Annotated in this window: 21 protein-coding genes and 1 pseudogene; 17 read left to right on the forward strand and 5 right to left on the reverse strand. The window is 69.2% G+C overall.

The window, feature by feature from the left end; genetic code table 11:
• Positions 1-12 precede the first annotated feature (12 nt).
• Positions 13-666, forward strand: coding sequence for a DedA family protein (locus LRS03_RS08230; protein WP_257824915.1), 654 nt, complete (start codon positions 13-15; stop codon positions 664-666).
• Positions 667-669: 3 nt separating this feature from the next.
• Here the strand turns inward: LRS03_RS08230 and LRS03_RS08235 are convergent, their stop codons facing one another.
• Together LRS03_RS08235 and tsaE are read right to left on the reverse strand one after the other, a co-directional pair.
• Complete coding sequence (locus tag LRS03_RS08235) at positions 670-1995, reverse strand: N-acetylmuramoyl-L-alanine amidase (protein ID WP_257824916.1); 1326 nt, start codon at positions 1993-1995, stop codon at positions 670-672.
• Complete coding sequence (gene tsaE / locus LRS03_RS08240) at positions 1992-2528, reverse strand: tRNA (adenosine(37)-N6)-threonylcarbamoyltransferase complex ATPase subunit type 1 TsaE (RefSeq protein ID WP_257824918.1); 537 nt, start codon at positions 2526-2528, stop codon at positions 1992-1994. The genes LRS03_RS08235 and tsaE overlap by 4 nt, the downstream gene beginning before the upstream one ends.
• A gap of 57 nt (positions 2529-2585) precedes the next feature.
• Between tsaE and queG the strand changes: the two genes are divergently transcribed.
• Positions 2586-3632, forward strand: a complete 1047-nt coding sequence (gene queG / locus LRS03_RS08245) for a tRNA epoxyqueuosine(34) reductase QueG (RefSeq protein ID WP_257829452.1) — start codon at positions 2586-2588, stop codon at positions 3630-3632.
• Here the strand turns inward: queG and LRS03_RS08250 are convergent.
• Positions 3629-4520 (reverse strand): annotated as a pseudogene (locus LRS03_RS08250) (AEC family transporter). The gene queG and the pseudogene LRS03_RS08250 overlap by 4 nt on opposite strands.
• 110 nt (positions 4521-4630) lie before the next feature.
• On the opposite strand from LRS03_RS08250, the gene LRS03_RS08255 reads away from it, so the two are divergent.
• The 12 genes from LRS03_RS08255 to LRS03_RS08310 all read left to right on the forward strand — a co-directional run bounded on the left by LRS03_RS08255 (position 4631) and on the right by LRS03_RS08310 (position 17205).
• Complete coding sequence (locus LRS03_RS08255; protein WP_257824921.1) at positions 4631-5599, forward strand: tripartite tricarboxylate transporter substrate binding protein BugE; 969 nt, start codon at positions 4631-4633, stop codon at positions 5597-5599.
• A 130-nt stretch (positions 5600-5729) separates the two neighbouring features.
• Positions 5730-6638, forward strand: a complete 909-nt coding sequence (gene xerD, locus LRS03_RS08260; protein ID WP_257824923.1) for a site-specific tyrosine recombinase XerD — start codon at positions 5730-5732, stop codon at positions 6636-6638.
• Positions 6639-6670: 32 nt separating this feature from the next.
• Positions 6671-7921: a pseudouridine synthase gene (locus tag LRS03_RS26825; RefSeq protein WP_374685044.1), complete on the forward strand. Its 1251-nt coding sequence runs from the start codon at positions 6671-6673 to the stop codon at positions 7919-7921.
• A 108-nt stretch (positions 7922-8029) separates the two neighbouring features.
• Positions 8030-8653 (forward strand): TetR/AcrR family transcriptional regulator, encoded by a 624-nt coding sequence (locus tag LRS03_RS08270; RefSeq protein ID WP_257824924.1) that lies wholly within the window; start codon positions 8030-8032, stop codon positions 8651-8653.
• The gene (locus LRS03_RS08275; RefSeq protein ID WP_257824925.1) at positions 8650-9039 is read left to right on the forward strand and encodes a Zn-ribbon domain-containing OB-fold protein; all 390 of its coding nucleotides are present in this window, start codon (positions 8650-8652) and stop codon (positions 9037-9039) included. The genes LRS03_RS08270 and LRS03_RS08275 overlap by 4 nt, the downstream gene beginning before the upstream one ends.
• The gene (locus LRS03_RS08280; protein WP_257824927.1) at positions 9036-10184 is read left to right on the forward strand and encodes a thiolase family protein; all 1149 of its coding nucleotides are present in this window, start codon (positions 9036-9038) and stop codon (positions 10182-10184) included. Before LRS03_RS08275 ends, LRS03_RS08280 begins: the two co-directional genes overlap by 4 nt.
• A gap of 11 nt (positions 10185-10195) precedes the next feature.
• Positions 10196-10987 carry an enoyl-CoA hydratase/isomerase family protein gene (locus tag LRS03_RS08285; RefSeq protein WP_257824928.1) on the forward strand — a complete coding sequence of 264 codons (792 nt, stop codon included), beginning with the start codon at positions 10196-10198 and terminating at the stop codon, positions 10985-10987.
• A 22-nt stretch (positions 10988-11009) separates the two neighbouring features.
• Complete coding sequence (locus tag LRS03_RS08290; protein WP_257824929.1) at positions 11010-11822, forward strand: SDR family NAD(P)-dependent oxidoreductase; 813 nt, start codon at positions 11010-11012, stop codon at positions 11820-11822.
• A gap of 8 nt (positions 11823-11830) precedes the next feature.
• Positions 11831-12817 carry an NAD(P)H-dependent flavin oxidoreductase gene (locus LRS03_RS08295; RefSeq protein WP_257824931.1) on the forward strand — a complete coding sequence of 329 codons (987 nt, stop codon included), beginning with the start codon at positions 11831-11833 and terminating at the stop codon, positions 12815-12817.
• Positions 12814-14355 (forward strand): AMP-binding protein, encoded by a 1542-nt coding sequence (locus LRS03_RS08300; protein ID WP_257824933.1) that lies wholly within the window; start codon positions 12814-12816, stop codon positions 14353-14355. Before LRS03_RS08295 ends, LRS03_RS08300 begins: the two co-directional genes overlap by 4 nt.
• A 15-nt stretch (positions 14356-14370) precedes the next feature.
• Positions 14371-15840: an aldehyde dehydrogenase family protein gene (locus tag LRS03_RS08305; protein ID WP_257824934.1), complete on the forward strand. Its 1470-nt coding sequence runs from the start codon at positions 14371-14373 to the stop codon at positions 15838-15840.
• Positions 15841-16116: 276 nt separating this feature from the next.
• A complete protein-coding gene (locus tag LRS03_RS08310) occupies positions 16117-17205 on the forward strand; it encodes an ABC transporter substrate-binding protein (protein ID WP_257824935.1) in 1089 nt (362 codons plus the stop codon).
• A 4-nt stretch (positions 17206-17209) separates the two neighbouring features.
• Here LRS03_RS08310 and LRS03_RS08315 read toward each other — a convergent pair whose 3' ends face one another.
• A complete protein-coding gene (locus tag LRS03_RS08315) occupies positions 17210-18130 on the reverse strand; it encodes a PA2778 family cysteine peptidase (RefSeq protein ID WP_257824937.1) in 921 nt (306 codons plus the stop codon).
• Between the two features lie 6 nt (positions 18131-18136).
• Positions 18137-18538, reverse strand: a complete 402-nt coding sequence (locus LRS03_RS08320) for a PA2779 family protein (protein ID WP_257824938.1) — start codon at positions 18536-18538, stop codon at positions 18137-18139.
• Between the two features lie 64 nt (positions 18539-18602).
• Here LRS03_RS08320 and LRS03_RS08325 point away from each other — a divergent pair, with 64 nt between their 5' ends.
• The 3 genes from LRS03_RS08325 to LRS03_RS08335 are packed head-to-tail and all read left to right on the forward strand — an operon-like array spanning position 18603 to position 21470.
• Positions 18603-19853: a multidrug effflux MFS transporter gene (locus LRS03_RS08325; protein WP_257824940.1), complete on the forward strand. Its 1251-nt coding sequence runs from the start codon at positions 18603-18605 to the stop codon at positions 19851-19853.
• Positions 19850-20785 (forward strand): tRNA (adenosine(37)-N6)-dimethylallyltransferase MiaA, encoded by a 936-nt coding sequence (gene miaA, locus LRS03_RS08330; RefSeq protein ID WP_257824941.1) that lies wholly within the window; start codon positions 19850-19852, stop codon positions 20783-20785. The genes LRS03_RS08325 and miaA overlap by 4 nt, the downstream gene beginning before the upstream one ends.
• Positions 20778-21470: an ABC transporter ATP-binding protein gene (locus LRS03_RS08335; protein ID WP_257824943.1), complete on the forward strand. Its 693-nt coding sequence runs from the start codon at positions 20778-20780 to the stop codon at positions 21468-21470. Before miaA ends, LRS03_RS08335 begins: the two co-directional genes overlap by 8 nt.
• The last annotated feature ends 7 nt before the right edge of the window (positions 21471-21477 follow it).

A 21477-nucleotide genomic window follows, 5' to 3' on the forward strand; every position in this document is an offset into this window, starting at 1 on the left:
TAATCGCCCGCCATGGAAATCATCACCTTCCTGATCGACTTCATCCTGCACGTCGACGTGCACCTCGCCAACTTCGTGGCCACGTACGGCAGCTGGGTCTACGCCTTGCTCTTTGCCATCATCTTCGTCGAGACCGGCGTGGTGGTGATGCCCTTCCTGCCGGGCGATTCGCTGCTCTTCGTGGTGGGCGCGCTGTGCGCGGTGGGCTTGATGAGCCTGCCGCTGGCGCTGGCGCTCCTGACGGTGGCGGCCATCCTCGGCGACCAGTGCAACTACAGCATCGGGCGTTACTTCGGCCCCAAGGTCTTCCAGTGGGAGCAAAGCCGCTTCTTCAACCGGCAGGCCTTCGACCAGGCGCACGCGTTCTACGAGAAGCACGGCGGCATCACCATCATCCTCGCGCGCTTCTTTCCGTTCCTGCGCACCTTCGTGCCCTTCGTCGCCGGCGTGGCCGAGATGACGCGCAGCCGCTTCACGCTCTACAACGTGATCGGCGCCACCATCTGGGTGGGCGGCGTCACGCTCGCGGGTTACCTGTTCGGCAACATCCCGTGGGTGAAGGAAAACCTCGACAAGATCATCTGGGGCGCCATCATCGTGCCGGGCCTCCTGGTCATCGTTGGTGCCTGGAAGGCACGGCGCAAGGCGGCGGCAGCGGCCACCTGAGCGTCACAGCTGCCGGTTGCGCGCGAGCGGAGGGTTCTTCGCGAAATAGCGCCTGATGCCGGCGGTCAGCGCATCCACCAGCTGCTCGCGGTAGTCGTCGCTGCGCAGCTTCTTTTCTTCGTCCGGGTTGGAGATGAAGGCCGTCTCCACCAGGATCGACGGCACATCGGGCGCCTTCAGCACCGCAAAGCCCGCCTGCTCCACGCTGCCCTTGTGCAGGTGGCCCACCTTTCGGATCTGCCCCAGCACCTCGCCGCCGAGCTTCAGGCTGTCCTTGATCTGGCGGGTCGTGCTCATGTCGAGCAGGGTGCGCAGCACGGTAGTGTCTTTCGCCTTGATGTTGACGCCGCCCACCAGGTCGGCGGCGTTTTCCTTGTCGGCCATCCAGCGGGCGGCGGTGCTGGTCGCCCCGTTCTGCGACAGGGCGAACACCGACGCGCCGCGCGCCGTGGGTTTCATGAACGCATCGGCGTGAATCGAGACGAAAAGATCGGCCTGCACCCGCCGCGCCTTGCGCACCCGCTCGTGCAGCGGCACGAAGAAATCGGCATCGCGCGTGAGCATGGCCCGCATGCCGGGCACGGCGTTGATGCGGTCGCGCAGCTTCAGGGCCACGGCCAGCACCACGTCTTTCTCGCGCAGGCCGGTGGGGCCGATGGCGCCTGGGTCTTCGCCGCCATGCCCGGGGTCGAGCGCCACGATGATGAGGCGGTCGATGCGCGACTTGGTCATCGCCGGCGCCGACGCCGCAGGCGCGGCGGCCACCGGGGGCGGGGGTGGCGTGGCCGCGCCCGAGGCCGCCGGTGCGGGCGGCTTGTTCATCTTGCCAATGAAGTCGCCGAGCGCGTCTTGCACCGCCTGCGCGGCCTCCTGTTCGGCGCGGGATTTGTCCTGGATGAGCGCCAGCAGCGGGTCGCGCTCCTGCGTCGGGTGTAGGTCGAACACCGCGCGGTGCTGGTAGGCCGCCACCGGCGCGAGCGTGAAAAGCTGCGGTGCGGTCGGCTGCTTGAGGTCGATCACCAGGCGCACCACGCGCGGCTGGTTCTGGCCCACGCGCACGCCGGCGATGAACGGGTCGTCGGCGCGCACCTTGCCCACGAGCTCGCGCAGCGCCGGGCTCAGCTCCAGGCCGTCGATGTCGATGACGAGCCGGGCCGGGTTCTCGGCCATGAAGTGGCGGGCCGCGAGCGGCGTGTCCGATTCGAGCGTGACGCGCGTGTACTCGGCGGCGGGCCACACACGCACCGCGAGAATGCTGGCGCCGAAGGCCAGCTCGTGTGTGCCGAGCAGCAGTGCGATCGACCCCTGAAGGACCTCGCGCCGCTTCAAGATGTCGAGCCCCCCAGTCGCTGCCCTCCTGCCCCGGCGGGGCTCTGCCCGACCTGGGGCGCCCCGGCGTCGGGCAACAACTCCAATCCTCGGGGTGTGTGGGCGCTGAAGATCACGCGGCGTTCGTCCCCATCGAGCGGAATGAGTTCCACCTTCAAGTCGGCGGGGGGCAACAGGCCTGCCGCCTGCTCCGGCCATTCCGCGATCTTGAACCCGGGCTGCGCAAACACGTCGCGAAAGCCGGCGTCCTCGAATTCCTGAGGGTCCTTGAAACGATAGAAGTCGAAATGCGAGAGGGCCAGCCCCGCCACGTCATACGACTCGAGCACTGCATAGGTCGGGCTCTTGATGCGCCCTTGCACGCCCAGCGCCTGCAGCAGGTGGCGCGCAAAGGTGGTCTTGCCGGCGCCCAGCGTGCCGTGCAGCTCGATGAACGCATCGCGCAACGCCGGCCGCTGCGCCAGCGCTTTCGCGGTGGCGTCGCAGGCGGCCTCATCGGCCCAGTGCAGGGTGCGGGTTCCTAGAATCGACAAATGACAGACGCGTTTGGGTTGGACGGCAAGTTGGACGACGCGGCGCTGCATGCGCTGATGGCACCACTGCGCGAGTGGGCTGCAGCGCTCGGATTTTCACAGATCGGCGTGGCCGACGTGGACTTGTCCTCCGCCGAACCAGGCCTGCTCGCCTGGCTCCACAACGGTTTTCATGGCTCGATGGACTACATGGCCGCGCACGGCCTGAAGCGTGCGCGCCCGGCCGAGCTGGTGCCGGGCACGGTGCGCGTGGTCACCGCGCGCATGGACTACCTGCCGCGCAGCACCCCCGACGAGTGGCAGGCCGTCGAATGGGATCGCCTGAAGCGCCCCACCGAAGCCGCGGTGTCGGTCTATGCCCGCGGCCGCGACTACCACAAGGTCTTGCGCCAGCGGCTGCAAAAGCTCGCCGAGCGTCTGGCCGAAGCCGTGGGCCCCTACGGCCATCGCGTGTTCACCGACTCGGCGCCCGTGCTCGAAGTCGAGCTCGCCTCGCGCAGCGGCATCGGCTGGCGTGGCAAGCACACCTTGACGTTGCACCGCGAGGCCGGCTCCACCTTCTTCCTCGGCGAGATCTACGTCGACCTGCCGCTGCCGCTGTCAGAACCCGTGAGCCCGCATTGCGGCAGCTGCAGCGCCTGCCTAGACGTCTGCCCCACGCAAGCCATCGTCGCGCCCTACCGGCTGGATGCGCGGCGCTGCATCTCCTATCTCACCATCGAGCATGACGGCCCGATCCCCGAAGCCCTGCGCGCCCCGATGGGCAACCGCATCTATGGCTGCGACGATTGCCAGCTCGTCTGCCCCTGGAACAAATACGCCCGACGCAACCCCCTGCCCGACTTCGACCCACGCCCCTCGCTCACCGGCGCCAGCTTGCTGCAGCTGTGGGCCTGGACGGAAGATGACTTCCTGCGCCACACCGAAGGCAGTGCGATCCGGCGCATCGGTCATGCCCGATGGCAGCGCAACATCGCCGTCGCACTCGGCAATGCCTTGCGCGCCACACATGACCCCGCGGCCAGCGCGGCCTTGCAGTCGGCGCGCGAGAACGCGAGCCCGCTGCTGCGCGAGCACATCGACTGGGCCCTCGCCCAGGATTAGATCAACGCCAGCCAGATCGGGATGCTCACCATCCCGAGCAGCGTCGATGCCGTCACCAGGGCCGCCACATACGGCCCATCGCCGCCCATGCGCGAGGCCAGCACGAAGGCGCTCGATGCGGTGGGCATGGCCGCGAACAGCACCGCGATGTGGCGCTGCTCTGGCGACAAGGCCAGCAGCAAGGTGAGGCCGAGGCCGACCGCCGGCAGCACGGCATGGCGGATGCCGAGCAGCGTGGTGGCCAGCCACGGCCCCTTCTTCAGCCCACCCACGCGCAGCCCGGCGCCCACTGCCAAGAGGCCGATGGGCAGCGCGGCCACGCCGATGCGCTGCAGGGTGGTCGCCACCGCCTCCGGAAAGCTCACGCCGGCGGCGTTGGCCGCGAGCCCGGCCAGCGTGCTGATGATCAGCGGGTTGCGCGCAATCTCGCGCAGGTAGTTGTGCCCGCCTTGCCGCGCGAGCGACCAGACCGCGGCCACGTTGGCGAGCGGCACGCAGAGCGCGATCAGGAGCGCCATCGAGGCCACGCCCTGCGAGCCGCCCAGCCGTTCGGCCAGTGCGAGCGCGACGTAGGAGTTGAAGCGAAACGCGATCTGCGCGCCCGAGGCATGCAGGTGGGCGTCAACACCGGGCCAGCGCTTGAGCGCAAAGGCCAGCACCACGCCGCACAGGATCACCCCCCACCCCGGCTGCCGCGAGACCGAGCGTCTGCGCCGGCTGCAGCGGCGTCTTGACGATCGAGTTGAAGAGGAGCACCGGGAACAGCAGGTAATACACCAGCCGTTCAGCACTCTCCCAGATGGGGCGATCGAGGGCGGTGTAGCGGCAGAGCAGGAAGCCGCAGGCGATCAGCAGAAAGTCCGGCAGCAGCAAAAGGCCATTCGACATCGTGCGAGTTTGCAGTACAACGCCCTGCGTAGTTTCCACAGTCGCCAATGCCAGCTGGCAAGTGCAGCATGGGTTATTAAACGCACGACCGCCACCCCTGAGGAGTTCGCATGCATCGCAGAAGTCTGATCGTCACCGCGCTCGCCCTGTCGGCCACCGTGCCCATTGCCTTCGCGCAGGCCTACCCCAACAAGCCGGTGCGACTGATCGTGCCCTTCGCGCCCGGCGGCACCACCGACATCGTGGCGCGCGTGGTGGCCGAGAAGATCGGCGGCCCGCTTGGCCAGACCCTGGTGGTGGAAAACAAGGCCGGCGGCGGGGGCTCCATCGGTGCCAACGAAATCGCCAAGTCGGCCCCCGACGGCTACGCCCTCGGCATGGCAACCGTCTCGACCACCGCGGCCAACCCGGCCATCAACCCGAAGATCACCTACAACCCGATCACCGACTTCACGCCGATCACCAACATCGCGGCCACGCCCAACGTGATCGCGGTGCACCCGAGCTTCCCGGCGCGCGACTACAAGGGCTTCATCGCCGAGCTGAAGAAGAACCCCGGCAAGTACTCCTTCGCCAGCTCCGGCACCGGGGGCATCGGCCACCTGCAGATGGAGCTGTACAAGAACCTCTCGGGCACCTTCATCACGCACATCCCCTACCGCGGCGCGGGCCCCGCGCTCAACGACACCGTGGCCGGCCAGGTGCCGATGATCTTCGACAACCTGCCCTCGGCGCTGCCCTTCATCAAGGACGGCCGCCTCATCGCGATCGTGGTCGCCGCACCCACCCGCCTGGCCGTGCTGCCCAACGTGCCGACCTTCAAGGAAGTGGGGCTGGAGCCAGTCAACCGCATGGCCTACTATGGTATCCATGGGCCCAAGGGGCTGCCCAAGGAGGTGGTCGACAAGGTCCATGCGGCGGTGAAGAAGACCGTCGAAGACCCCACCGTCAGGAAGCGCATCGAAGACACCGGCTCGCTGATCGTGCTCAACACGCCGGAGCAGTTTGCCGAACAGATCAAGGCCGAGTTCGAGGTCTACAAGAAGGTGGTGGCGCAGCAGAAGCTGACTTTGGATTGAGCCCCCCAGTCGCTGCGCTCCTGCCCCCGAGGGGCGACCCCATCGGCCCGGGGGACCCGGGCTTCGGGTGGCTCGATCACGCTTCGCTGCGCTCGCTTTTCGGGGGCGTCGTCGGTGCGATCATCGATGCATGGCCGACTCATTCCTTGCTGCGAGCCAACAGTCGATCGACCGCTTCATCGATGCCCTGTGGATCGAGGACGGGCTGTCGGCCAACACGCTCGCGGCCTATCGCCGCGATCTGACGCTGTACGCTCAGTGGTTGTCAAAGACCCACGGCGCAGCACTCGACGACACGCGTGAAAGCCACCTGCGCGAGCATGCCATCGCGCAGCATGCCGCCAGCAAGGCCACCAGCGCCAACCGGCGGCTGACTGTCTTCAAGCGCTACTTCCGCTGGGCGTTGCGCGAGCATCTCGTGCAGGCTGATCCGACGCTCAAGCTGCTGTCGGCCAAGCAGCCGCTGCGGGTGCCCAAGACACTGAGCGAGGCACAGGTCGAGGCCCTGCTCCGCGCGCCCGACGTCGACACCCCGCTCGGCCTGCGCGACCGCACCATGCTCGAGCTGATGTACGCGAGCGGCCTGCGCGTGAGCGAACTCGTCACCTTGAAGAGCGTGCACCTGAGCCTGTCGGAAGGCGTGCTGCGCGTCACCGGCAAGGGCGCCAAGGAGCGCCTCGTGCCCTTCGGCGAAGAGGCGCATGCCTGGCTCACGCGCTACCAGGCCGAGGCACGCAGCACCATCCTGCAGGGCCAGGCGAGCGATGCGCTCTTTGTCACCGCCCGCGGTGGCCCGATGACGCGTCAGATGTTCTGGCAGCTCATCAAGAAGTACGCGCTGCAGGGCGATGTGCGGGTGCCGCTGTCTCCGCACACGCTGCGCCATGCGTTTGCCACGCACCTGCTCAACCACGGCGCCGACCTGCGCGCCGTGCAGATGCTGCTCGGCCACGCCGACATCTCCACCACCACCATCTACACCCACGTGGCGCGCGAACGGCTGAAGTCGCTGCATGCGGCCCATCACCCGCGCGGCTAGGCTGGCGGGGCACGCCATGTTCCAATCCCGGCATGGCCACCTTGAAGTTGAAGAAGACCTCGCCCGCCGGCCCTGCCAAGCCGGCCCGCGGCCCCGTGCGCGGCACAGGCGTGAAGAAGCGTCCCACCCTGTCGCAGGCACAGGCCGAGCGTGAAGAGCGCGAGGCGCGCTACCAGGAGCAGCTGAGGCTGCGCTACGGCGACCGGCCGCCCGCTTCGACACGACGCCAGCCCGAACCCGAAGGCCTCGGCCGCCCGCCCCGGCGCGATGACCGCGCCCCCGTCGACCCGGCCGCACGCCAGCAGCGCGACACCCGCCCGCCGCGACAAGAGCGCCAGGACCGCCCGTCACGGCCGCTCCCGCCTGCCCGTCCGGTGGGCCCGGCGCGCGCCGGCGGCAACACCGCTTTCGGCAAACCCAACACGGCCTTCGGCGGCCCTGCACGCCCCGCCCAGCCGCATCAGGCCCCCAAGCGCCCCCCGCGGCCGCGTCATCGCGACGACGATGACGACGAAGACTTCAAGGTGCATGTCGACAACCCTGGCTCGATGCGCCTGTCCAAGCGCATGAGCGAGCTTGGCATCGCCTCGCGCCGCGAAGCCGACGAGTGGATTCCCAAAGGCTGGGTGCGGGTCGACGGCAAGGTCGTCACAGAGCTCGGCTCGCGCGTGCTGCCGGGCCAGCTGATCAGCATCGAGGCCAAGGCGCGCGATGCGCAGGCCTTGAAGGTCACGGTGCTGCTGCACAAGCCCATCGGCTACGTGAGCGGCCAGGCCGAAGACGGCTACGAGCCGGCGTCGGTGCTCGTCACACCGCAGAACCAGTGGCGCGAAGACCGCTCGGGCATCCGCTTCCTGCAGAGCCACCACCGCGGCCTCGCGCCGGCCGGCCGGCTCGACATCGACTCCACCGGCCTGCTCGTGCTCACGCAAGACGGCCGCATCGCCAAGCAGCTCATCGGCGAAGACAGCGAGGTCGAGAAGGAATACCTGGTGCGCGTGGAGAGCGTGACGGGCGAGCCCCTGTCGCAGCAGAACCTTGCCCTGCTCAACCACGGCCTCGAACTCGACGGCGAGCCGCTCAAGCCGGCGCAGGTGGAGTGGGTCAACGACGACCAGCTGCGCTTCGTGCTGCGCGAAGGAAAGAAGCGGCAGATCCGCCGCATGTGCGAAGCGGTGGGCCTGAAGGTGGTGGGCCTCAAGCGTGTGCGCATCGGCAACGTGATGCTGGGCGACCTGCCGCCCGGCGCCTGGCGCTACCTGCGCGGCAACGAGCGCTTCTGAGCCGCGCGCCGTCGAACGTTTTCCAGGGCGGAACGCCCTAGCGTTAACACCGACGAAAACGCCGATCAACTTACTTGTTGGCGAGCCAGTAAGTTCTAGACTGGCGCCATGCCAGCCGACACCCTGCCCCCTCGCCGCACCCAGGCCGAGCGCGTGGCTGAGTCCGACACGCGCATGCTGCAGGCGGCGTTGCGGCTGGTGGCCACGCGCGGCTATTCGCAGGCCACGCTCGAAGCCATCGGTGCCGAATCGGGCTACAGCCGCGGCCTGGTTTCGCACCGCTGGGGCACCAAGGACAAGCTGCTCGAAGAGCTGGTCGAGCGGGTGATCGAAGACTTCCGCACCGGCCTGCTGGCGCGGCTGCGGGGTCTCTCCGGGCTGGATGCCGTGTTCTGCGAGATCGACTGCTACCTCGAAGGCATGGACGACCCACCACTCTCGTCACGCGCCTTCTTCGTGCTGATGCTCGAATCCATCGGCCCCGCGCCGCAGATCCGCGAGCACTTCGCGCGTTTCAGCAGACGCTGGCACACCTCGCTCACCCGCACCCTCGTCAAGGGCCAGCAGGCCGGCAGCATCCGCGCCGACGTGAAGGCCGCCGACGAGGCACGCCTGCTCATCGCCACGCTGCGTGGCCTGCGCACGCAATCGATGCTCGACCCGGCGTCGAGCGACATCGCCCGTGACATCGCGGCGCTGAAGAACTCCCTCACCCAACGCCTCGCGCCATGACCACTGCCGCCCCACTCAGCCCCGCCTGGGGCGTGGACCACCTGCCCACGCTGCTCGCGCACTGCCGCCGGTGCGGCACCTACACCTTCCCGTCCAGCGCCTGGGGCTGCCGCGAGTGCGGCGACGACACGCTCGACAAGGTGCCGATGCCGCAGACGCCCATCCTGCGCAACTTCATCACCCTCCACGGCGACGTGGTGCCTGGGCTCGCGCCGCCCGTTGTGGTCGGCGAAGTGGAACTCGCGCCCGGTGTCGTAGAAGAGGCGCTCATCGCCGTGGTCGACGAATCGCAGCTCAAGCTCGACATGCCGATGCAAGCCATCGGCGCCGACCCGACCGACACGCAGCGCGGATTGCGCTTCCGCCCGAAAGAGGCCAGCTCATGAACCGACTCTTGCAAGAGCGCGCGGTGCATGTCGTCGGCATCGGCATGCACCCGTACCAGTTCCCGAGCGAAACGCCCTACGTCCACCTCGGCCTCACCGCCGTGCGCGAGGCCTTGAAGGACGCCGGCCTGCAGTGGCCGCAGGTGCAGGCCGCCTTCGTCGGCACCGCAGCCCTCGGCATGGCCGCGGGGCGCGTGATGCTGCGCCACCTCGGCTCCACCGGCCTCTCGGTCACGCAGGTCGAGAACGCCTCGGCCTCCGGCTCGTCGGCCTTCCGCCTCGCCTGCCAGGCGGTGGCGAGCGGCGAACACGACGTCGTGCTCGCGGTCGGTGTCGACAAGACCGGCCACGCACGGCGCGCCTCGGGCAGCGATGGCCTGGCCCCGCTGAGCCCGACGAGCAATCTGCCGGTCGCCAAGTTCGCGCTGCTCGCACGCCGCTACCTGCGCGACGGTGGGCTCAACGTCGAAGCGCTGGCGCGCGTGGCGGTGAAAAACCACGGCAACGCGGCCCTCAACCCCTATGCGCAGTTCCGCAAGCCACGCACGCTGGAGCAGGTGCTGGCGTCGCCGAAAGTGGCCGGCGAGCTGACGGTGCAGCAGTGCTGCCCACGCGGCGAAGGCGCGGCAGCGGTGATCGTGGCCTCGGCCGCGGCCATCGCGCGCCTGGGTTTGAGCCGCACGCGCTCACCGCGCGTCATCGCCTCGGTGTCCACCAGCGAAAAGTTGGGCCGGGGCGAGGTGCCTCCCATCGTGCAGATGGTGCGCGACTCGTCGCTCGCCGCACTCGAACAGGCAGGCATTGCCGCGAGCGACCTCGACATGGTCGAGCTGCACGACGCCTTCTCCATCGAGGAGATCGTCTACGGCGAAGCCATCGGCGTGAGCCACCCCGGTGAAGGGGCACACGACCTGGCGCGTGGCGACACCGCCATCGGCGGCCGCTGCGCCGTCAATGCATCGGGCGGCCTGATCGGCATGGGCCACCCCATCGGCCCGACGGGCGTGGGCCAGATCGCCGAGATCACCCGCCAAATGCGTTCTGAGGCCACCGGCCGCCAGCACCCGAACACACGGCTTGCGATGGCCCACATGATCGGCCTCGGCTCGGTCGCCATCGCCCACGTGCTGCAGAAGACGGATTGAAGGAGACCGACATGCAATTTGAGACGCTGCTGTATGAGGTGAAGGACGGCGTCGCCGTGATCCGCCTCAACCGCCCTGAGCGCATGAACACGCTCGGCGGCACGATGAAGCCCGACCTGCAGGCGGCCATCCTCGACCTCGCGCGCAACGACGAGACCGTCCGCAGCGTCATCCTCACCGGCACGGGCGACCGCGCCTTCTGCGCCGGCGCCGACATCAAGGAGCGCGCTGCCGCCCAGACGCATCCGGCCGACTACTACCTGAAGCAGAAGGCCACGCACCAGCTCTTCCGCGACATCGAGGAGTTCGAGAAACCCATCATCGCGGCGATCAATGGCGTCGCACTCGGCGGTGGGCTGGAACTCGCGCTGTGCTGCGACATCCGCATCGCCTCCAGCACCGCCCGCTTCGGCCTGCCGGAAGGAAAGATCGGCGTCATCCCCGCGGCCGGCGGCACGCAGCGCCTGCCCCGCGTGGTGGGCGTGGGCGTGGCGAAGGAGCTGATCTTCACGAGCGAGATCATCGATGCGCAGCGTGCGCACGAGATCCGCCTCGTCAACCATGTGGTCGCACCTGACCAGTTGATGCCAGCGGCCTTCGAGATGGCCACCAGGATCGCCCGCAACGCGCCGCTCGCGCTGCGCTTCGCCAAGCAGTCGATCAACCTCGGCATCGAGGTCGGCCTCGACGCTGGCCTCGAGTTCGAGCGTTACGCCGCGACGATGGTCGTCGACAGCGAGGACCGCAAGGAGGGCATGAAGTCCTTCGTCGAAAAGCGCCCCCCGGTCTTCAAGGGCCGCTGACCATCACCTCTCAGGAGACACCATGGATCTGCATCTCAAGGGCAAGGTCGCCCTCGTCACCGGCGGTGGCCAGGGCGTGGGCCGGCGCATCTGCCTCGACCTCGCGGCCGAAGGCGCGCACGTGCTGGTCAACGACCTCTTCGCCGAACGTGCGAACGCGGTGGCCAAGGAGATCAACGACGCGGGCGGCCAGGCCCGCGCGGCGGTGGCCGACATCACAGACGAATCGGCCGTCGACAGGATGGTCGCCGAGGGCAGCGCCGCCTTCGGCACCATCGACATCCTGGTCAACAACGCCGGCATCATCCCCGAGCGGCGCGAGAAGGGCGGCATCCCGCCGAAGTTCCTGCAGACCGATTCGATCGGCTGGAAAAAGATCGTCGACCTCAACGTCTACGGCATGCTGTACTGCTGCAAGGCGGTGCTGCCCGGCATGGTGGAGAAACGCGGCGGCAAGATCGTCTCGATCATGTCGGAGGCGGGCCGTGTGGGCGAAGCCAACCTCGCCGTCTACTCGGGCGCCAAGGCCGCGATCCTCGGCTTCTCGAAGGCCATCGCACAAGAGCACGGCAAGGACTGCATCAACGTCAACGTGATCGCCCTCGGCGCCGTCTCGCACGAAGGCATCAAGGATGGTGCGCTCGCGCCGAGCGCCACGCCCGAGAACAACGAGCGCCTGGCCAAGATGCTCAAGGCCTACCCGATCTCGCGCGGGCTCAACCGCCTCTGCAAGCCGGAAGACGTGTCGGGCATGGTGGCCTTCCTCGCCTCCGACCGGGCGGCCTTCATCACCGGGCAGAGCATCGGGGTGAGCGGCGGGTTCACGATGTTGTGAGCGGGCGCTTGTTCAAGACACGGATCACCGAGCTCTTCGGCATCCAGCATCCCATCCTCGCGGGTGGGCTGATGTGGCTGTCGGATGCGCGCTTCGTCGCCGGCATCGTCAACGCGGGCGGCATGGGATTCATCACGCCGCGTTCGTTCGACACGCTCGGCGCCTACCGCGATCAGCTGAAGCTCTGCCGCGACCTCACGCAAGGCCAGCCCTTCGGCGTGAACCTGACGCTCTCGTCGCGCAACCAGAACAACGAGATCGTGCCGCGCCACATCGAGGTCGCGCTCGAAGAGGGCGTGCGGCATTTCGAGACCGTGGCCGCGCATCCCGAGCCGCTCTTCAAGGCCATCCATGACAGCGGCGGCATCGTGATGCACAAGGCCTCGCGCATCCGCCATGCTCAGAAGGCCGAAGCGCTCGGTGCCGATGCGGTGTGCCTGGTCGGCATGGAAGCCGGCGGCCACCCGGGCATGAACGAGCTGCCCGTCTCGGTGATGGGCGCCTATGCGGTCGATCGCCTCAAGGTGCCGCTCGTGCTCGGCGGCGGCATCGGCAGCGGCCGCCAGATCGTGGCCGCGCTCGCGCTCGGCGCCGACGGCGTGCTGATGGGCACCCGCTTTCTCGCCTGCCACGAAGTCTGGGCGCACGAGAACTACAAGAACCACCTCATCGGCTGCGACGAAGAAAGCTCCACCACCGCGATGCGCTCGCTGCGCGACACCTGGCGCGTGCTCGCCAACGACAACGCCCGCACCGTGCAGCAGATGGAGGCCGAAGGCGTGCGCAGCTACCCCGAGTTCGGCGACCGCATCAAGGGGACCACCACACGCGACCTCTGCTACCGCGGCGGCGACGTGCAGCAGGGCATGGTGTCGATGGGCCCTGCGATCGGCTTCGCAACGAAACGCGAGTCGGTCGCCGAGGCAATGGCCACCCTGCTCGCCGACGCTGCCACCCACCTGAACCGGTTGAAGACGCTGGAGACGCCCTCGTGAACCCCGACCACCAACTGCTGGTCTGCGGCGAGCGCCGCATGAGCGGAAGCACGCTGCGCCTGAACGCTGCCCGCGCGGCGACGGGCTTCGCGTCGCTCGGCGTGGGTCAGGGCGATGCGGTCGCCGTGATGATGCGCAACGACCTGCCTTACCTGGAGGCCATCCTCGCGGTGAACCGCCTGGGCGCGTATCTCGTGGCGGTGAACTGGCACTTCCAGGCCGACGAAGCCGGCTACCTGCTCGCCGACAGCGGCGCGAAGGTGCTGGTGGTCCACGCCGACCTGCTGTCGCAGGTGGCGACCGTCGTGCCACCTCATGTGACCGTGATCGTGGTCGACACGCCGCCCGACACGACCCACGCCTACGGCCTGGCCGGTGGCGACGCGCCGCTGCCCGACGGCACGCTGCGCTGGGCCGACTGGCGCGACGGCATCGAGCCCTGGCGCGCCGCCCCCGTGCCCACGCTCGGCACGCTGCTCTACACCTCGGGCACCACCGGCCGCCCCAAGGGCGTGATGCGCCTGCCCGGCACGCCGGCCCAGCACGCCGGCCAGCTGCGCGTGCGCGCCCTCGTCAACCGTGCACGCGCGGGCATGCGCACCGCCGTCGTCGGCCCGCTGTACCACGCCGGCCCCAACGCCGGTGCACGCCTCGCGCTCGAGATGGCCGATGTGATCGTGGTGATGCCGCGCTTCGACGCCGAGCTGCTGCTGCAGGCCGTCGAGCGCTACCGGCTCACCCACCTCTCGCTGGTGCCGGTGATGCTGGTGCGCCTGCTCAAGCTGAGCGCCGCCCAGCGCGCCAGCTACGACGTGTCGACGCTCGAGAACGCCACCCACGGCGGCTCGCCGTGCCCGCCCGAGGTGCGGCGCGCCATGATCGACTGGTGGGGCCCCATCCTCACCGAGACCTACGGCTCCACCGAAGCCGGCCTCGTGACGCTCGGCACCAGCGAAGACTGGTTGCGCTTTCCCGGCACCGTGGGCAAGCCGGTCGAGGGCTTCTCGCTGCGCATCCTCGACGCCGAAGGCCACCCGCTGCCGGCCGGCGAGGTCGGCGAGGTCTACGTGAACCCAGGCGACAACGCCCTGCCCTTCACCTACAAGAACGACCCCGCCCTGCGCCAGAGCATCGAGCGCGACGGCCACATCACCAACGGCGACATGGGCTACCTCAATGCGGAGGGCTACCTCTTCATCACCGACCGAAAGCGCGACATGGTGATCTCGGGCGGCGTGAACATCTACCCGGCCGAGATCGAGCACGTGCTGCTGGCCCACCCCGAGGTGCTCGACGCGGCGGTGTTCGGCATTCCCGACCCCGAGTACGGCGAGGCGCTGGCCGCCGCCGTCGTGCCCGCACCGGGCCACTCGCCCACGCCGGAGAGCCTGCGTGCCTGGGTGCGCGAGCGCCTGGCGGGCTACAAGGTGCCCAAGGTGGTGGACCTGCGCGCCTCGCTACCGCGCGAAGCGATGGGCAAGCTCTTCAAGAACCAGCTGCGTGCGCCCTACTGGGCCAACGCCGGCCGCAACATCTGACCCCAGGAGACCCTCATGATCCCCGACAACATCCTGCGCACCGGCCCCTACCCGATGCTGATCGACGGCCAGGAGGTCGCCTCGCAATCCGGGCGCACTTTCGACACCTTCAACCCCAGCCTCAACCAGAAGCTCGCCAGCGCCTACGAGGCCGACGAAGCGGATGTGGACCGTGCGGTGAAGGCCGCCCAGCGCGCGTACGACACGGTGTGGAGCAAGACCTCGGCGCGCGAGCGCGCCAAGCTGCTGCGCAAGCTCGCCACGAGCTTCGCCCAGCGCATGGAGCAGGTCTCGTGGCTGGAGACGCTCAACGTCGGCCGGCCCATCACCTTCACACGCCAGTCGATGGCGGTGCTGCCCGACACCATCGACTACTTCGCAAGCGTCGCCATGGGCCTGGGCGGGCAGACGCTCAACGTCGCCGACACCAGCGTCATGAACTACACGATCCGCGAGCCTTTCGGCGTGGTCGGGATGATCCTGCCGTGGAACTACCCGCTGACACTCATGCTCAGCAAGCTCGCGCCGGCGCTCGCCGCGGGCAACACGGTGGTGGTCAAGCCGAGCGAGATCACGCCGCTGTCGTCGGTCGAGCTGGGCCGGGCCATCCTCGAGGCCGGCTTTCCCGAAGGCGTGGTCAACATCGTCAACGGACCCGGGCGCACGGTGGGCAATGCGCTGGTGGCGCACCCGATGGTCGAGCGCATCTCGTTCACCGGCGGCACGGTCACCGGCAAGTCGATCTTTCGCGCCGCGGCCGACCGCATCAAGCGGCTGACGCTCGAACTCGGCGGCAAGTCGCCGCTGATCGTGTTCGCCGATGCCGACATCGACCGCGCGGTGAAGCTCGCCGCGAGCGACATCATGCTCAACACCGGCCAGATCTGCGTGGCCTGCACACGCCTCCTGCTCGACGAGAGCATCGCCGACGAGTTCACCGCCAAGCTGCGCGCGGCCTGCGCGAAGCTCAAGGTCGGCCTGCCCGAGCTCGAAGACACCCACATGGGCCCACTCGTGAGCCCGGCGCAGTTGAAGCGCGTGCAGGGCTACCTCGAAGGCGCACAAGCGGCCGGTGCCACGCTCGACGTGGTGCAGGACCTGAGCGCCCGCCCCGAACTCGCAAAAGGCGCCTTCGTCGCGCCCACCCTCGTGCTCGATGCGAACAACAGCATGCAGATCGCACAGGAGGAAGTCTTCGGCCCAGTGCAGACCGTCATCCGCTTCAAGACCGAGGAGGACGCCGTCCGCATCGCCAACGACAGCCGCTATGGCCTCGCCGGTGTGGTCTACACCCGCGACTCGGCGCGAGCCCTGCGCATGGCCCGGGGCCTGAAGATCGGCAACATCTCCATCAACACCGGGATGAAGGCCTCGAGCGATGCGCCCTTCGGCGGGCTGAAGGAATCGGGCCTGGGCAAGGAGCGCGGCATGGACGCGATCCTGGAGAACACCGAACTGAAGAACGTGAAGATCTCGTTGCGCTGAACAGACCGCGACCCATGGCGGGGCCGCGGATGGATTGAAGGAACTGCACGGTGATTTACCGAGTTCGTAACTCGGCGTAACCGTGTTTCCCGGGCAAACCCGGACGGGAATCTGTGCACTTTCCCCCTTAAACGAGGGGGTTCGGGCCCTTGCGGTCACGAAGCCCGTGCAACAAGCAGACACGCCGTAACACCCCGATTGAGCGGCTAATGCGCACCTGTCCACGGACACACAGGGGTGCATGAAATGAATCGCAGAAATCTCATCGTTGGGGGTATGGCGGGTGCTCTGAGCGCCGGGTTTGCGGGCCGCGTGCTGGCGCAGACCAACGTCATCAAGTTCGGCCAGTCGGCCGCCATGACCGGCCTCGGCGCCGAACATGCGCGCGACGTGCGCGCCGGCATCGTGGCGGCGTTCGAAGCCGCCTCCAAAACCGGCGGCACACGCTTCGAGTTGATCACGCTCGACGACGCAGGCTCGCCCGAGCGCTGCGTGCAGAACGTGAGCACGCTGCTCGGCTCGAACGTCGCGGCGCTCGTGGGCCTGACCAGCGGCAGCGGCACCGAAGCCGCGATGAGCGCCATCGAGCAGCAGCAGATGCCGCTCGTGGGCCCCGCCAGCGGCACCATGGGCCTGCGCCACGAGAAGGTGCACTCGGCCTTCCACGTGCGTGCCGGCCACGACCTCGAGTTCAAGCGCATGGTGACCTACGCCCGCGAGCGCGCGCTGCTGCGCGTGGGCCTGGTGCACCAGGTCGGCATCACGCCGGCCAACCTGGGCGCGATGACGGGCGCGCTGGCGAACGCCGGCATCGCCCCGCGCGAGGTGATCGCCGTCGACCAGAACCCGGCCTCGTTCCAGGCGGCCGCCACCAAACTGGCCGGTGCCAGCCTCGACTGCGTGCTCTTCGTCACCGCCGCTGCGCCGGTGGCCGCGATCATCGACCAGATGCACGCGGCGCGGTACAAGGGCCTCTTCTATGCCTCGTCGATGGCGGGGCAGGACCTGATCGAGACGCTCACCAGCCGCGGTCAGAGCGCCATCCTGAGCGTGGTGGTGCCACGCCCGTCAGCGATGGGCCTGCAGGTGGTGAGCCGCTGCCAGCAAGACCTCACGGCCATCCGCAGCGAAGAGCGGGTGAACGTGGCCACGCTGGAGGGCTACATCAGCGGGCGCATCGCCGTCGAAGCCACGCGCGTGGCGATGCGGGGTGCCGGGGCCAACAAGCGCGGCATCAAGGAGGCCCTCTCCAACCTGCGCACCGACCTCGGCGGCTACACCGTGCAGTTCACGCCCGGCAGCACGCAGGGCTCGAAGTACGTGGAGCTGGTGGCACTCGACCGCTACGGTCGAATGGTCGGCTGAAACGCTACGGCCGAATCGTCGGCTGATCGAGAAAACGCTGCGCCTGCGGGGCCCACGGCGGGTCTTGCAGCGCGCGTTGCGCAGCGGCGATGGCGTCGCTGCGCTTTCCTTCCGCCTGCAACAGCCGCGCGAGATTGAGCCACGCGGCGCCGCTGCCGTGCTGCTCGCCGGCCTGCCGAAACACCTCTTTCGCCCGCGATGAGTCGCCCGTGGCATGCGCGGCGGTGCCGAGGCCGATCGCCAGCGGCAGGCTTGCCGGCCATCGCGCGAGGCCACTCTCATAGACCTTCAAGGCCTGCGCCGGCGACGCACTGCGCTCGAACCCGATGGCGGCGTCGACCGCCGCCTCGGCCTGTGCGGTGGCCGGCCAGCGGCCGGGCGGCACGGCGACAAACGCCCAGTGCCCCGAGCGCGCCCAGGTGTGCTCGAAGGTGCGCATGGCGATGCGGTCGCGCTCGGTGGTGCCCGAGCGCATCAGCAGTTCACGTGCTTCCAGGTCGTGGCCGATCACCACCGCGTAGTGCCAGCGCGGTGCGATCGCGAGGCCCAGGTTGAGCAACACCACGACCACGTGGCCGGCGGCCAGCTCGCGCAACACCGACGCCAGCGTGCCGGGGATGCGCACGGCCAGCGCCCCCTGGCGACGTGTGCCGGCGAGCATCTCGGCTTGCAGCGTGCCCGCGCGCGCGGGAAGGAAGATCTCGCGACCGAGCGCCTCGGGCGTTGCAGTGATGCCGATCGCTCCGAGCGCGGTGGCCAGCGCGGCCGGCCCGCAGTGCAGCTCGGTCTGTGGAAAGAACGGCGTGTGCGACAGCTCCACCCGCGTCGGGACCCCGGCCGGCGGCTCCGCCAGCCACGCATCGGCCTGCACCGCGCAGCCGGTCAGCGGTGCGAGCGTCAGCGCGAGGCAGGCACGCCGCTGCACGCCACCTCAGCGGGCGGGCCGCAGGAAGGGAAAGATGCGGGTGAAGCCGAGGATGTCCGAGAACACCAGGATGACGAGCACGAGGATGATCGTGCCGATCACCTCGCCAGACGCCCCGGCGGGCGCGTTGTCGATCTCGGCGAGCAGCCAGGCGGCCTCGGCGTCGGTCAGCGCGGCCACCCGGGCCTGCGCCTCGTCGGCGCTCACGCCGCGCTCGGCGAGCGCCGCCGCCACGTCGCTGCGTTCGAGCGCCCCTTGCAGTCTGGCGCGCACATCGCCCGCGGGTGCGGCTTGCTGCGCGCGCTGCACCACCTGCTCGGCGCTGATCAGCTCCACCGCATGCGCGCTCTGCACGAGCGCGAGGCTCAGGGCCACACAAAGGGCGAGAAGGCGGCGGGGCGTCGTCATGGTCGGTGCAGCGTCGGCAAACAGAGAGGGAGCGGCATCCTAACAAGGCTGCTACCCTCGCACGATGACCCCGACACCGGCCGCCCCTGCGGCCCACCGTGTGGCAATGAGCCCGGCCACGGTGGTGCTTTTGCTGACCCTCCTGATGGGCATCCAGCCCGTCACCACCGATCTCTACCTGCCCGCCCTGCCCGCGCTCACGCGCGACCTCGGGGCCAACATCGCCTCGGCGCAGCTCACACTGTCGGCGCTCATCATCTGCTTCGGTTTCGGGCAACTGGTGTGCGGGCCACTGGCCGATCGCTTCGGGCGGCAGCCGGTGCTGCGGGTGGGCCTCTCGCTGTACACGATCGCCAGCGTGCTGAGCGCCGCCGCGCCGGCCATCGAGTGGCTGGTGCTGTGGCGTGCGCTGCAAGGCGCGGCGATGGCCGCAGCGGTGACCTGCGGGCGCTCGATCATCCGCGACCTCTACGCACCGCACGAAGGCGCACGGGTGATGTCGCGTGCGCTCACCGGCCTCGGCACCATCGCGATGGCGAGCCCCGTGCTCGGTGGCGTGCTGGTCGAATATTTCAACTGGCATGCGGCGCTCACCGTGCTCGCGGTGTTCGGCGCGGTGGCGCTCGGCCTCGTCTTGTGGCGATTCGAAGAGACCGTGCCGGCACGCAACCCGAGCGCGACGCGCATCGTGCCGATGCTGCGCAACTGGCGCAGCGTCGCGACGCACCCGACCTTCCTCGCATGGGCCACGCTGTCGGCGCTGACCTATGGCGGCCTCTTCGTGACGCTCGCCGGTTCGTCCTTCGTGGTGATCGAAGTGCTGGGCATCTCGCGCGCCGGCTATGGCCTGTTCCTGCTGTCGAGCTCCATCGCCTACACCGCGGGCACCTTCCTCTGCCGCCGCCTGCTGCTGTCGCGCGGCCTGCGCGGCGCGGTGGCCGTCGGGGGCGCCCTGTCGCTGGCCGGCGGCGTGAGCATGGCGGCCTTGAGCCTCTTCGGCGTGCACAACGTCTGGGCCATCGCGGTGCCGCAGTGGCTCTATGCGCTGGGGCACGGCATCCACCAGCCCTGCGGGCAGGCGGGTGCGGTCGGGCCCTTCCCCGAGAAGGCCGGCACGGCCGCCTCGCTGTCGGGCTTCGGCATGTCGGTCAGCGCTTTCCTCGTGAGCACCTGGCTCGGCAAGCACCTCGACGGCACGGTCTACCCGCTGACGCTTGGCGTGGGGGTCTTCGGGGTCGGCATCGCGCTCGTCGCGTGGACGCTGGTACAGCGCCACGGCGAGCCGCAGCGGGCCACGGCGGTGCCGTCAACATGAGCCGGTACCCCTACCTCTGCCTCGCCGGGCCCACCGCCTCGGGCAAGACGGCTGCGGCGCTCGCCATCGCCGAGGTGCTGCCGGTCGAGATCGTGAGCGTCGACTCGGCGCTCGTCTACCTCGGCATGGACATCGGCACCGCCAAGCCCAGCGCGGCGGAGCGCGCCCGCGTGCCGCACCACCTCATCGACCTCATCGACCCCGCCGAGGCCTACTCGGCCGCGCGCTTCGTGCACGACGCGCAGCGGCTCATCGGCGAGATCCGCGCACGCGGCCGGCTGCCGCTGCTGGTGGGCGGCACGATGCTGTACTACAAGGCCTTGTTCGAAGGGCTCGACGCCATGCCTGCCGCTGACCGCGACGTGCGCGCCGCGCTCTACGAACAGCTCGAACGCGAAGGCCTGCACGCGCTCTACCGCGAGCTGCAGCGCGTCGACCCGGTGACCGCCGCGCGCCTCAAGCCCGCCGACCAGCAGCGCATCACCCGCGCGCTCGAGGTCTACCGCGTGAGCGGCCAGCCGCTGTCGAGCTTCCACACCGACAAGAAGGTGCTCGACACCCCGCCCCTCCTCTCGCTGGAGCCCACCGACCGTGCCTGGCTGCACGCGCGCATCGCCCAGCGCTTCCACGACATGCTGGCGCAGGGCCTGGTCGACGAGGTGCGGGCGCTGCGCGAGCGTGGCGACCTGCACGCCGACCTGCCGTCGATGCGCTGCGTGGGCTACCGCCAGACCTGGGAAGCGCTCGACCACGACGACCTGCACGACCTGCCCGAGCGCGGCATCGCCGCCACCCGCCAGCTCGCCAAGCGCCAGATCACCTGGCTGCGCGGCATGCCGCAGCGGCAGGTGGTGGCCTGCGAAGCGGCCGATGCCGCGCAGCAGGTGGTGGCGCTGGCACGCCGGCATGCGCAGGCGATGGGGCATGGCTGAGGTCTTGAAAGTCCGCGCGCTCGCCAAGCGGTATGGCGAGAGCACCGTCTTCAGCGGCGTCAACCTCGCGCTGGCCGAGGGCGAATTCGTCGCCATCCTGGGCGAGTCGGGCGTGGGCAAGTCGACCTTCCTCAACTGCATCGCCGGGCTCGACACGGTGGACGGCGGCGACGTGCACATCACCGGCGCCAACATCACCGCCATGCCCGAGGCCGGGCAGGCGATCTTTCGCCGCACGCAGCTCGGCTTCGTGTTCCAGGCCTTCCATGTGCTGCCGCACCTGAGCGTGGCGCACAACGTGGGCCTGCCGCTGCTGCTGCAGGGCCGGCCCGACGAGGCGCGTGTGCGCTCGATGCTCGACGCGGTGGGCCTCGGAAGCTTCGGCGATCGTTTGCCCAAGACGCTTTCAGGCGGCCAGCTGCAGCGTGTGGCGCTTGCACGAGCGCTGGTGCACCGGCCGCGGCTGATCCTCGCCGACGAGCCCACCGGCAACCTCGACCCCGACACAGCCGACAAGATGATGGCCCTGCTGGCCACGCAGGTGCGCGAGCACGGCGCGGCGTGCGTGCTGGTCACGCACTCGCTGCACGCGGCAGCGCACGCCGATCGGGTGTTGACGCTGCGCCCGGACGGCATCGACGCGTCGCCCGCGTTTCAGGATGTGACCGCCGCGCCCCGGGCTTGACGGGGCG

It is taken from the genome of Rhizobacter sp. J219, assembly GCF_024700055.1.
Taxonomy (GTDB): domain Bacteria; phylum Pseudomonadota; class Gammaproteobacteria; order Burkholderiales; family Burkholderiaceae_C; genus Rhizobacter.